This window comes from Polyangium mundeleinium, from assembly GCF_028369105.1.
Classification (GTDB): domain Bacteria; phylum Myxococcota_A; class Polyangia; order Polyangiales; family Polyangiaceae; genus Polyangium; species Polyangium mundeleinium.
The window spans coordinates 6,587,680-6,600,091 of the sequence record NZ_JAQNDO010000001.1 but is presented as its reverse complement, the minus strand read 5'-3'; the positions used below and the strand labels follow the sequence as shown (position 1 = coordinate 6,600,091).

Annotated in this window: 8 protein-coding genes; 1 reads left to right on the top strand and 7 read right to left on the bottom strand. The window is 66.2% G+C overall.

Annotated elements, in window-relative coordinates; genetic code table 11:
• Window positions 1-191 precede the first annotated feature (191 nt).
• The 5 genes from POL67_RS26125 to POL67_RS26105 all read right to left on the bottom strand — a co-directional run bounded on the left by POL67_RS26125 (window position 192) and on the right by POL67_RS26105 (window position 10,410).
• Window positions 192-3,089: a DUF6519 domain-containing protein gene (locus POL67_RS26125; protein ID WP_271921780.1), complete on the bottom strand. Its 2,898-nt coding sequence runs from the start codon at window positions 3,087-3,089 to the stop codon at window positions 192-194.
• Window positions 3,090-3,150: 61 nt separating this feature from the next.
• Entirely contained in the window at window positions 3,151-5,286 is a 2,136-nt protein-coding gene (locus POL67_RS26120) for a hypothetical protein (protein WP_271921778.1), read from the bottom strand.
• Window positions 5,283-7,673 (bottom strand): baseplate J/gp47 family protein, encoded by a 2,391-nt coding sequence (locus POL67_RS26115; protein WP_271921776.1) that lies wholly within the window; start codon window positions 7,671-7,673, stop codon window positions 5,283-5,285. The genes POL67_RS26120 and POL67_RS26115 overlap by 4 nt, the downstream gene beginning before the upstream one ends.
• Window positions 7,670-10,030, bottom strand: a complete 2,361-nt coding sequence (locus tag POL67_RS26110) for a baseplate J/gp47 family protein (RefSeq protein WP_271921774.1) — start codon at window positions 10,028-10,030, stop codon at window positions 7,670-7,672. The genes POL67_RS26115 and POL67_RS26110 overlap by 4 nt, the downstream gene beginning before the upstream one ends.
• Window positions 10,027-10,410 (bottom strand): GPW/gp25 family protein, encoded by a 384-nt coding sequence (locus POL67_RS26105; RefSeq protein ID WP_271921772.1) that lies wholly within the window; start codon window positions 10,408-10,410, stop codon window positions 10,027-10,029. Before POL67_RS26105 ends, POL67_RS26110 begins: the two co-directional genes overlap by 4 nt.
• A 32-nt stretch (window positions 10,411-10,442) precedes the next feature.
• Here POL67_RS26105 and POL67_RS26100 point away from each other — a divergent pair, with 32 nt between their 5' ends.
• Window positions 10,443-10,598: a hypothetical protein gene (locus POL67_RS26100; protein ID WP_271921770.1), complete on the top strand. Its 156-nt coding sequence runs from the start codon at window positions 10,443-10,445 to the stop codon at window positions 10,596-10,598.
• Between the two features lie 145 nt (window positions 10,599-10,743).
• Here POL67_RS26100 and POL67_RS26095 read toward each other — a convergent pair whose 3' ends face one another.
• Together POL67_RS26095 and POL67_RS26090 are read right to left on the bottom strand one after the other, a co-directional pair.
• The gene (locus POL67_RS26095; protein ID WP_271921768.1) at window positions 10,744-11,265 is read right to left on the bottom strand and encodes a phage baseplate assembly protein V; all 522 of its coding nucleotides are present in this window, start codon (window positions 11,263-11,265) and stop codon (window positions 10,744-10,746) included.
• Window positions 11,265-12,410: a phage late control D family protein gene (locus POL67_RS26090; protein ID WP_271921766.1), complete on the bottom strand. Its 1,146-nt coding sequence runs from the start codon at window positions 12,408-12,410 to the stop codon at window positions 11,265-11,267. Before POL67_RS26090 ends, POL67_RS26095 begins: the two co-directional genes overlap by 1 nt.
• Window positions 12,411-12,412 lie beyond the last annotated feature (2 nt).

Here is a 12,412-nt window from a genome sequence, read left to right as displayed (position 1 = left end):
CAGGTCTGCTCCTGTCGTGGATTGCGACGGATCGACCGTCGAGCGGATCCTTCACCGTCCAGGTACATGCGGCGACATTTTACATCGGGTTCGAGGTGACGTCCAATCCGTTTGGCTCGGCCGCGAAACACGCGACGGCGTTCATACCCGGAAGCCTCGACCTTGGATCCCATGCGTCCGATGGGAGCCGCTCATACCGGCAGCGCGACTTCTTCATGGTTGAAGAATTGCCAAGGGAAGTACGTTCCCGCGAACGTCTCGCGTGTGGGCAACACCGACGCCCCTCGGAACACATTGCCCGTGATGGCGGCGCGCCTCTGTGCCTCCGATTCCGGCAACATCACGAGGCTGAGGCCCGAGCCGGCCGTGGTATCGTTGCGCATGATGTTCCCCTGGACCGTGGCGCGCCCCACCTGGTAGAGCATCGCGACTGCCCCCGATCGGCTGTCGCACGTCATGCGATTCATGCCGATGATCACCTCGCCGGCGGGCTCGGGAGGCTCGGGAGGCTCCCGAGGCTCGGGGGGCGGGGCCCATACGAGCAATGCCGCGCCCGAATTCGAGTTCGACTCGATTTCGTTCCCGCTGACATGGAGGATGAGCCTTCCCTGCGTCACCTCCTCCAAAGTGACTTCCTCGACGTAAACCAGCAGTTCCCGCAGCGATGTGAACGGCAGCGGCCCCGTGACCTCCATGTCGTCGGGCGCGTTGGCGCCGCTCGGGAGGGGGTAGGCTCGCGCGATCGCTCCGCCCTCGCCGAGGGCTGGGTCCAGGCGTAGGGTCTGCAGCCTTTCGATGGCCGTTGCGGCCGACGCTCCATCGATGTGGGAACCGATGTTCTCTATCCTCGCGCTGAGAGCGGAGTCCGAGACGAGCCATGCGTCCGTCGACAGCAGGAGCACACCCGAGCCGCACGCGTCGACACGATTCGCCTCCACGCGGATCCTGCGGTTGTCGCCGTGGAACACGGCTGCGGCCGCCGTGAGGCCTTTGAAAGCGTTTCCACGAACCACCGCATCGTCGAGGCGAGCCGGGAGCGACCATGCGGCGGCTCTCACCGGACCCGTAGAGTAGGGAGTATAATCCACGATCGTGGTCGCCGGAGCGTGCAGGCAACCATAGTAGTATTTCCTGAATGCGCCGGCGGGAGGAGCCTCCACGACGAACTGGTTGTCTTGCACCTCGAGCCCTCGCACGTTGCCCGCGATGAAGAGGCCCGCGGCGAAGGCGAAGTCTTCCGACGCCACGTAGATTTCATTGTACTGGAACACGCAGTCGCGGATGGTGATGTCCTTGCTTTCGACGCCGTTCGAGCTGACCAGCCGTACGCCGACGGCCACCAGGAGCGTGCGCAGGTCGATCTCCTCCTCCGACATCGTGTAGAGGGACGACGGAGTGAAGTAGCCGAAAGACGCACCCGCCCCCTCGAAATGCACGCGCTGCAGAATGAAGCTCAGGCCGCGCAAGGTCACGGACGAAGTGTCGACGAGCACGACGAGCCCGTCGACGAAGTCATGTTGGAACGACGTGTTCGCCCGGAGGACCGCGCTGTTCTTGATGCAGCCCTCGATCGTCAGCCCTGCATGGTCCGACCCGAGCCGCAATGGGGCATTGAGAATGTACACGCCGGGTAGCAGACAGATGCGCACTGCGACGCCACTATCCAACGTCGGGATGAAGCCATCAATGAGCTCCTGGAGCCCTGCGCCGCCATCCACGTCCTCGGGCTTCACCGTCACCGTGCAGCAGCCCCCTCGCCGGCGCGTCAGCTCGACCAGATTATCGAAATGCTGGCGGCAATCCTCGACGATGACGAGACCGCCGTCGGTCAGGCGTACCACGCCGAGAGGACATATCCACTGCCGCGGTCCATCCGGCGGCTGCGGACCCTCGGTGTAGCGCTCCGGGAAGAGCTTGGTCGGCGCGGCGGGCCGCAGCGCGATCATCCAGTAGTCGCCCTTCACGAAGAAGTCCTCCGGTGCGCTCAGCGTCACCTGGAGACCCGTATCCCCGATCGGCGTGGCCTCGTCCGGCGTGAAGTCGAGCTGCTCCTCCCATACCCTCACGAAGAGCGCGCTCGTCGTAATGGCCTCCGGATATCCGTCAGGGAGCGCCACGCCGATCTTGATCGTCTTGTCGACGGGGTTGTATTGCGCCTTGACCTGCGCGGTGACGCCATCCAGGGCGGCAATGTAGTTGTCGTCGCCGAGGTCCGCGCTCGCGACCAGCACTTCCACCCATTGATCGATGCGCGGCTGGTGCTGTGCATCCACGGGGCTCGACGCGAGCGTGAGCACACTGGTGTCCGTCGCCGTGTCGATCGTCACCTTGGTGACACGGTAGAGGGAGGATGCATTGTCGTAGCCCCAGAGGATCTGGTTTGGGCTGCACACCTTCACGCGGATGAGCTGGTTTTCCGCGCCCAGATAGCCGGCCTGGGCGGTGGGCGAGCACTCGTCGGGCAGCGGGGACGGTGGTACGAACGTCGCGGCGAGCGTGGCCTTCGACCCGATGCGCATGGTTTTCGGGTCGAAATGGACACCTCCCAGCTCCTCGAACTGCTCCAGCATGTGGTCGAACGCGCTCTCGCAGGTCGGTGCGAACGGGATATTGAACCGGAAGAAGCGCTGCTGGAGGCGCGTGCGTTGCGCGGTGTCCGGGCCGCCGAGCGCCACCTCGCGCAGGCGTCGATCCTCGACGGCGCTGACCTCCCGCTCGATGAGGAGGAGGCTGACCTGCGAGTAGGCACTGCTAGGCGGAGGCGCATTGTCGAGCCAATCGAGCTGCTTCGAATAAAAGGCACCCGGCGACGGCAGGAACACGCGCATTCCGCCGACATACATCGTCCCGGGTCCGATATGAACGTCCTGCGGCGCGCCTTCCTCGGGCGCCTGGATGCTCAGCTTGTAGCCGTCATCGGGGGTCCCGGCCGGGCCCACGAAATCGAGCGCCTCCTTCCGGAGCTCCTCGGTCGTGATTTCCTGCGCCTCGTTGAGGTCTGCCTCGATGACGGCGCGGCCCTGCTGCGCGATCACCCTTCGGTACTGCCTGCCCTCGTCATACGTTCGTCGTGCGATGTCGCTGCCCATGGTTGCCTTCCCTGCTGCCGCGTCGCAACCTGGCGATCGGACGATCGTCAGGCGGTCTCGTTCACGTCACGTAAATGAACACTGGGGCGAGCCCTACCGGTACATATTCTTGATACCGGATGCGGAGGCTCCGCTCCTTGATTGCATTTTTCTCGCGCCAGAATGCCCCGGGCTCCGATCCCTCGGTTCCGCCCTCCGTGATGGCGGCGGGAGCCGAGAGCGCGAGCTGCGCGTATCCGGGCTGTCCGAACCGCGTCGAGGTGAAGATCGGCGCGGCCGGTGTGATCGATTGCGTTTGATACCGCCGGGGCAGCATGCTGCCCTCCGCCCACGCGCTGAAGCGCACGCAGCCGTGCTGCGTGTCCGCAACCGTCATGATGTCGTGAAAAATCGCGTCACTCGCGTGGAGCCGGTGCACCTCGCCCGGGCCGAGAATCGTGGCGCGCTCGATCTCGACCTCGCCCGTGCCCACGACCGAGAGCGCTTTCTCCGCGCCGAGGGATTGCACGATGCTATCCCGGATGAGGAGGTGCTCCACCGCGCCACCGGCAGTGACCACAATCGGGCCTGTGAGGGATCGCTCGATCGTCAACGACCGCACCTGCCCCTCGATTCGAAGCCGGCAAGGAGCGAGGAGCCGCCCATCGACGCTGCTCTCGTAGGTGTTCGTGTCGGGATCCAGGTTGCCCGGATCGAGCGTCGAGGTCACGATGACCACCGATTCGAACGTGCCTTTCAGAGCTATTTCGCCCCCGCTCACGAAGATACCGTCGAGCACGAGCGAGCTGCCGGACGCACCGGTGAAGGACCACAACGTGCCCTCTGGCGTGAGCCTGACGAGGGGCCGCTCCCGATTCTCGGATTTTAGCACGAGATCGGTCACGGTCACGTCGACGACGGTGCCATAGGTGAGCGAATCTTGGAGGAGCACCGTCCCTTCGCCGCTCGACGACGTGAGCGCCGTTGCGAGCGCGGAGCCGCCGCCTTTCACGTCGATCGGCACGCTCGTCGGCGGTGGGTTCACCTGCCCGCGCACCCGCCTGTCATAAGCGCCCGCCCCGATCGTGGATGGGAATCCATGATGGTACGCGACGCGGAGGGGCCCGCTCCCGGGAATGGGTGGATCCGGATTCGCCGGCATGAAGAAGACGCCCTGCTCCGGATCGATGTAAATCTTCTTGTCGTCATTTCCAGGATCCGCACCCGGATCGGCGATGAGGTGCTCCACGGGGATCAGATCCAGGAAGTCGCCGTTCTGGCGGAAGATGCCGAGCGAGCGCTGCTCGACCGCCGTCGGCTCCGCCGGATCGACGGCCGCATAAAGCTCCTCGAGCGACACGAGCATCAAGAGACGGCTGATGGGTCCCGGGAGCTGGTGTTCGTCCGGGGAGATCCATTCATCGCCATAGGTCCGAGTAGACGCTGCGAAGAGAGGGATCCTCCGCCCCGTCGGATCGAACGTGTATTCATTCGGGCACCCTGCCACCTGGACCGGCGTCACTGCCTCGAGGGACAGGCTGTGCAGCCGCCAGAGAAATACGCCCAGACGCGGGATGTTGTACCATCCGGTGTGCCCTCGGCCCACGCGCACATCCGCGGTATACGAGAACTCGTCGAATGCGGTCCCGGTCAAGCGCGCGCCGTGCGGGCTGCGGAGGTCTGCAAAGCCCCCCGCAGTGGTATGGGTCAGCCGCCCGACGAGCCTCTGCACCGCCTGGAGCTTGCGCGCCTTTTCGGGATCGGGGCTGTCCGCGGGCCAGCCTATCTCGGGATCGAGCCCGTGCCGCGCTCGCGCCATCCGGCGGAAAAACTCGACCACCCGCGCGTCCCACCCGGTGAGATCCGATGCGATTTGCTCGAGGACCGCGAGCGTGCCCTTGCGGCGCCGATAATAAATCGTCCGGGCCACGTCGAGCCGCTGCCCACGCGCGTCGAGGCTCGCGACGAGGTTCGTCGCGAGGAGATCGCCGACGTAAGCGATGACCCAATCGTCGCACGTCTCGATCGATTGGTCTTCCCACATCCGGTCGATGCTCCGGCGCAGGACGGCCGCCTGGACGCCGATGCGCTGGACCATCTCGCGCAGCGGGCCCTTCTTGCTCGTATCCGTGGAGTCCTCCGCCCGGTACACCTCGGGCAAGAGGCCCCACAGCTTGTCGGTGTAATAAGCCTCGTAGCCGTCTGAAATCGTCGTCACGGCTGTGCTCCCGTCGTCTCGATGGCGATGTCGAGGTCCTCGCCTGCGAGGGTGAAGAAACCGCCCTCGCCCGGGTCGTGCCGCTTTTGCGTGTCGGATGGATCGGACGGCGAGGAGGCAAAGACCAGGGACGACACGGCGATGGCCCCGGGCACGCGCAGGCACGCCTCGATGATCCAGCTATCGTAGATCGCGCCGCCGATCTGGCCGACGCCCGCGCGGAACGGACCCGCGTCGGGGTCGAGCAGCGCGCTCTCCACCGCCGTGCGGAGCGCCTCCGCCTCGTATCGCGGATCGGCGACCACGACCAGCGCGAGGGTGCATTTCCTCGGTATTGCCGGCAGCACGAGCAGGGGTCGGTTCGGGTCGATCGCCGGCTCGAGCGCCGCCATGGCGACACCCACGGCGCCTGGATCACCGCCCACGTAAAGCTTGATCACCGCTCGTTGCATCTCCGCGTCCCACGCGAAAATAGATTTGACCCTCGGCACACCGGCCGCGAGCGCAATTGCTTCGTAATCGTCTCCCGAGATCGCCCGACCGAACGTGAGCACGGAGCGCGGCCCCGCGCGCCGCGTCGCGGCCGGCGACTCCATGTCCGCGCCTCCGCCCACCGGCACGGGATTGCGGACGGCGGAGAGCCCCGTGAGCGGCTTCAAGAGCACAGTGAGCGCCCCCGCCTTGGGCGCGGCCGCGCCGGCGCCATATCGGTACGAAGCCACCACGTTGCCCTTCCCCGTCGGGAGCCGCGCGCCGTTCACGCCATCGCCGAAGACCACGAACGTCTTCCCTTCTTCGTCCTGCCGGGTCGTGAAGACGTTCGCCTCGGGCGGCTGCCCGTAGAAGCTCTCCACTTCAGTCCAGGCGATATCGTTCACCCAGACCCGCAGCGTATTGCGGTAGGGCAACGTCCCGCCGGGCACGGCCCCTGCGAAGTGCGTGAGCGGCGATTGCTGGAGCGCGAAGGTTTGTCCGACCTTCATTGCGTCGCCATCCCCCATGACTTCCCGGGGCACGGTCTGGCCGCGGGAGACGGTGAGCAGATTGTAGAAAAGGCGCAGCGGCGGCTTCAACGTGAGCAGCGTGTCGGACCGCTCGACCACGATCTTGCCGCCTGTGATCGTATCCACCTTGCCGAGCGAGCCGGCCCCCGTCGCGTCCTCGACGAGCACCTCGCTGCCGGGCTTGAGCGAGGCCGGCACCGCCGCGCGGGGGATCAACGTGAGCGTTTCGACGCTGATCTCCGCAGGTGGGTTGTCGATCAGCGAGCCCACGTCACGGAAGCCGTAGAGGACGCGGTAACCCGACAGGGGATCGGAGGCATACTCCGGGACCCCGACCCCGGGGGCGAAGTAAATGTCCGCATGGAGGTTCGGAAGCGGGATGACCGGCTCCTCCGGCGTTCCCGGCGGCGTCGACGGATACCCATTGGGCGCATTCTCGTACCAGACGACCTCCTTGTACTCGGTGACCTGCGCGAGGTGCTTGCGCTGGCTCGATGAAAACAACACGAGGTCCCCGACGGCTAGATCGCGAGCGACGGACGTGAGGTGCGCGACCCCTTCGATGAACACGACCACACCAGGGGCATTCGTCCTGACGTAGAGCTTCGTCTCCAGGGTGCTCCGGAGCAAGCGACATTCCTTCGCCTTCACATCGCCGAATCCGCTCAGGGGTGCGGTGAAGGTGACCCGCGTATTGACATTTCCGCGCGGGTCCTTCTCGTGGGCGACGGATTGGACCGTGACCCACGCATAACCGGTGGTCGACATGTTCCAGCTCTTCGCCACGAGGAGAAGCTGGTCGAATGGCCTCACGCTGGTGATGACGCCGCTCAGGAGCACGCTCGACCCGTCGATTGACGTGTCGACGGCGGGGTCCACCTCCAGCACGCCCGGCGCGCTCGCCGTGGCGACCGCGTCCACCTCGAAGATCTGCGGCTCCTCGCCCGGATTTGGCTTGCTTTGCAGCGGGAGACCCTGCGGCACCGTGACCTTCGTATGGCCAGCCGACAGCAGCGTCGAGAGCTTGCCCGTCGCACCGAGCGCCGGCCTCGGGCGATACCCGAGGAGGTTGACCAGGCGCGAGGCGCTCGCGGGCTGATAGGCCGTCCGCAAATAAGAATCGTTGGCGATGCGCTCGTTGTAGAACGTGAGGATGTCGGCGAGGTATGCCCACCACTCGAGGAGCTGCAACGCCAGATCGCCCTCGGCGCTCGGCTGCCATCTCTCGAGCGCCTGCTCACCTGGCACCACCTGCAAGAGGGCCTGGCGAAAGCTCGTATAATCGCCGGTTCGGTATTCGATCGTGTCGAGCCCCGGCGGATTGTGGATCGTCCGGGGATGCACGATCGTGTCGCACGGGCAGACTTTCTCGTCGTCACTCATTTGCCGCCCTCCACGAGCACGTCGACGCTCCCTCGCTCGGGTCGGCTCGGGTTCGAGTCCACGCGCAGGATCTCCGCCTTTCCTACCTTGACGAGCGCCGGCATATCGATGAAGCCGATTGGCGATCCGCGCCGTCGGAACTGGACCACGCGCACGCCGTCGACGCCGTGGACGCGCTGCACCGCGGCCTCGAGCGCGCTCCTCCACAGGCCCTGGCCAAAGGTGAAGCGATCGAGATGGAAGAATCCAGTCGATCCGTCGGGCCTGCGAGCGGCGCTCAGCGCTTCGAGCACCGCCTCTCGAACATCCGCCTTGAAGGCGTCTCGCCTCGCGCAGACCTCGACGACGATATCGAGCGCCACGAAATGCGGCGGCAGGACGTGCGATTCGTAGCCCGCGAGCCGCACGCGCTCGAGCTCCTCGATGAGCTCGATGCGCCTGTCGAGGGAGAGCTCGCCCGTGCCGCGCGGGTCGGGCGCGGTGAACACGGAGAGCCAGCTCCCCGTGTAGCGGAAGGCCGTGCCTGCGCGTTGCACCCAGGGCAGCTCGCCAGCGATCCGTTCATAGTCTTCCTTGCGGACCGCGCGGCGCGTCTTTGCGCGAAATGCGTGCGGCGCGAGCTTTCGTACAGCCTCGTCCGTCTCCGGATCGGCGCCGCCCGTCGCCGGGAAGGGGTTCGTCACCTTCGCGGCCACCATTTCGAGCATCCCACCCGGGACGATACGCGTGATGCTGTCGGCGGCCACGTTGCCCGTGGCTCCGCCGCCCACGCGATAGGTCACCTGAAAGACGGACTCTGCCTCGGGAATGACGCCGAAAGAGCCGTCCCCGAATCGGATCGTATCCCCCTCGGCGCCGTCGTACTCCATGGGCGCAGCTCCGGTGGGGCCGGGCATTCCGACGCGAGCGTACCGTACAGGGTCGACGGTGAATGCCTCGTCGAAGCTCTCCGCGTCGAGCAGGCTGCGCCGAAACACCCACGGGCGGGCGGGGCTCGTATTCACCTGCGTAACCCTGATTTCGGGCCAAGGCCGCGCGTCCGGGTCGTCTTCGCGGTACAGCCAGGCGAGCGGCACGCCGTCGAGGGGGAAGAGGTATTGCGGCGTGCCTCCCGGACCTGTCCGCGTGAGGGCCACCCTCTGACCGAGCATCGCCGCGCTCTCGGTGGCGAAGGTCTCCGTGAAACGGCGCCCCTGCGTCGCGGGGACGAGGTTCGCCGAGAGCGTCGTTCGTGTGAGATCGTGATCACGCCGCAATGCGTCCTCGGGGCGCCACACGAGGCGCGTGACCTTGCCGCCTCCCCCGGCGAGCGGGTCGATCCGCTCCTCGCCATCCGCCGCGAGCGTGACGAGCTCCCGCACGGGTGGATCTCCGGGAATGGCTGGCAGGGTATCGATCAAGACCCTTTGCCCTGCCGTGAGGCCGAGCCCGTGTTTCTCGACCCACATCTCCGTCGCGCCCGTAGGGAGGCATCGCTCGTCGTCGTTCCACCAATGCGGCTCGATCTTGTTCCAGAGCGGGTTTACCGTGTACTTCGTCTTGTCGCCGAGCCCGGTGCCCGTCTCGAAAAAGAGGGTCGTCCCGTCGGGCCCCTGGGTGCTCACGGGGAGCCCCGCCCCGATCGGGCCGCCCGTGACCTCGAACTGGAGCAGCACGCGCGCGGCCGTCGCCGGCCGCGGCTCGTAATCGACGAGGCGCGCGTGTCGGACGACGCTGCGCCGCTCCGTGGCCGTCTCCAGCCACGCCTCGGCGGCGATGCGGTCCTGCTGGTAGCTGAGGTCGTCGGCGACGCTGGAGAGGGCCTCCAGGAACATGACGCCGAAGTCTGCCGGGGATCGCTCCTCCCACGCGGGATAACGGCGCGCCGAGAACTCGAGGAGCGCCCGACGGAAGCTATCGAAGTCCTTGGCGAGGTAATCGATGGGCGGCGGATCCGCGGGGGGCGGCGCGCACGCCGCGGCCTGCGCCTCGCAGTCGACGAGCGCAGGACAGCCGACCTTGAACGAGAACGGGACGTGATCGAAATAAGGATCGAGCGATTGCGTGCCCGCACCGGAGGCGCTCTGCAATGCGAGCGTGTACGTCGAGAAATCCCCGGGCGCTGCGACGCGCAGCGTGAGCACCTTCGCCGGGACGTCCCAGTCGTTGGCGTCGTCGATCGGCAGGACGGGCACCTTCGGGATCGCGTCCCCTCCGGTGATCGTGGCGCCCGTCACGACGCCCACGAGGTCGCCGACGGGGTTCACGAAATGGATACGGATCTCCGTCTGCGCGATGTTCGCGATCTCGACGAAATCGATCCCGTTGAGCTCCGGGTGCAGGCGGAGCAGCTTCGCGCGGTCGGCAATACCGCTCATGGGATCAGGACCTCCGTGTGCTGCGGGGCGCGCGTCTGGCGGATCACGTAATCAATGCGAATCAAGAGCTGACCCTCGTCGTCCACCTCGCCGGCCCCATAGACCTTCACCTCTTTCACGTCGATGTGCTCGGCGAGCGCGTCGGTCAACGCCTGAAGGACGAGCATCTGCGCGGTCGCGGTGAGCGGCTCGGCGTTCGGGGCGAACAAGAGGCGGCGGAGCCCGGCGCCGAAGAGGGGCCTGTTGATGCGCTCCCCGGGCGTCGTGAGGAGCACCTGGCGGATCATCTGCTCGACATGCGCCTCATAGCTGGGCGCGCGTGCCCCCTGACCGGAGACGCCGTCGATGCGGAACGGAAAGGCGTAATCGCATCGCTTCATGACCACCTCATTGCCCCCTTGCCCTCTGTTGCATGCTCACGATCACCGTGCCCTGGGGCGTGCCATCGGCCGCAAAACAGCGGCCCGTGCTGCTCTCCGTGAGCACGGGTTGTCCTCCCACGAGGCACCTCGTCGTCGGCTCCGACCAGACGACGGTGACGCACGGATGGGGCCCGTTCGACGTCTGAAGCACGCAGCCCTCCACGAGCGCGGCGCCGGTGGCGTGAAGAAGGGAGCCCTGCACCGCTTGCGCACGCACGGCGGGGGCAGTCGCTTTGACCCTTCCGAAATGCGGGCACAAGAGCAAGCTCGATTCGGTGAGGAACGCGCCCATCACGTCACCACCATGCCGTCGTCGTTGACCTTGACGGCCGCTTCGAGGACCTCGATTTTCCCAGCGCTCCGGCTGATCGTCACCCCTATCGCGTCCAGTATGACACGATTGCCGTTGGGATCCGTGATGGTGAGCGATGGGAGCAGCGAGCTCCCATCGAAGAGGAACTGGTGACCCGCCGCCGTGCGGATCACCTTCTTTGCCGGCGCGGCATCGGCGGGCATCTCGCCGTCGTGCCAGTAGCACCCGCTCCAGATGGGGTAGGAAACGTCTCCGCCCTCGAATTCGATCCACACCCCCGATCCTTCCTCGGGCAGGAAGGCGATGCCTGCGTCGGGCCCTGCATAGGGCACGCAAGGCGAACACCAGCCCGTGATCGTCTCGCCGAGCACAGCAGGGACCTTCGCCTTGATGCGGCCTCGCCCGCCCTGCTCGACCTCGACGACGAAGCCGCGGTATTTTCCGTAAAACCTGTTTCGGATCCGGTCGAGGATGTCCAGGATCGCCTGCTCGTTCAGCATCACGCTCCTCCGGGCGGCGGCGAACCGACCGCATTGCGTACCAGGACGAAGCTCATCTTGTGGCTCCTCGGCTGGATCGTGTGGCGTACGCTCCAGACGAAGTATTTGCCCGAGTGGATGCTGCCGGCCCCGTCGATCTGTACGACCATCCCCGCGCGCAAGACGGCCTTGAGCTGCGAGACGTCGGCTTCGCCTTTGCAACGAACGAAGAAGCCGGCCTCTCGGAGCAGCGAACGCGCGCGCAGGGCGAGCTCGCCTGCGTCGTCGACGGTCGTCGTCAACAGGGCCTTGGGTTTGCGGCCGCCCATCGCCTGGATGCTGCCGAGCCCTGGGGAAATGAAGTCCGAGAGCCCCCGCGCTTCCAGCAAGGGCAACCCGCTGTCCTTGGTCTCCACGCGCGCGGCGCTCGGGTCGGGGTCGCTGAACAAAGCCTGCTGCGCGGCAACTTCACTTGGCCTGGCCACGTCCCACTCGAAATCGAGCGCGTGCACCGTGGCCGTGGCCGAGGGATTCAGCGTGAGGGTCACGGCGGGCGCGGCCGCGAGGTTGGGTTTTCCGAAATAGCCGATGCGCGCGCCGGGACGATCCGCGCAAGCCACGCGGCAAAGCTTGCCGTTGCGGCGAGCGAGCTGCTTCAGGAACTGGATGTCCGTGGCTCGCTGCATCAGCGTGTGGCCGGACTCCGTGTGCGCCGGCGAGTCATCCTCGGTATTCTCGGACGCAGGCGTGATGCCGTATTCCTTGAAGACCTCGTTCGCCACACCGCCGTCGGTCATGCCGATCCATTCACGTGCCCTCTCGTCCAGGTTCATGAGCCAGGAGGCGTCCTGACCCCATACCTTCAGGGTGGAGCTCGTCGTGCCCGTCTCCAGGTGGATCTTGTGTGAAAGAACGTATCCGTCGAAGATGCACTCCGGCGGCTTTTCCTCGGCCGTCGCCACGAGGGAGAGATTGGCGTAGGGCTGGATCGATGGGTCCGTCAAGCGCGTCAGCTCGCCGGCGGGCGTGCCGTCGAGCGGGAGCGAGATCTCGATGGCCCCGGGCAGGTCGACGCTCTCCTCGATCTCGATGGATCCAAAGGACTTGCAGAGCGAATCGTCACCCGCCTCCACGCCGTCCGTGAGAATTTGCAGCGCGTTTGCCATGT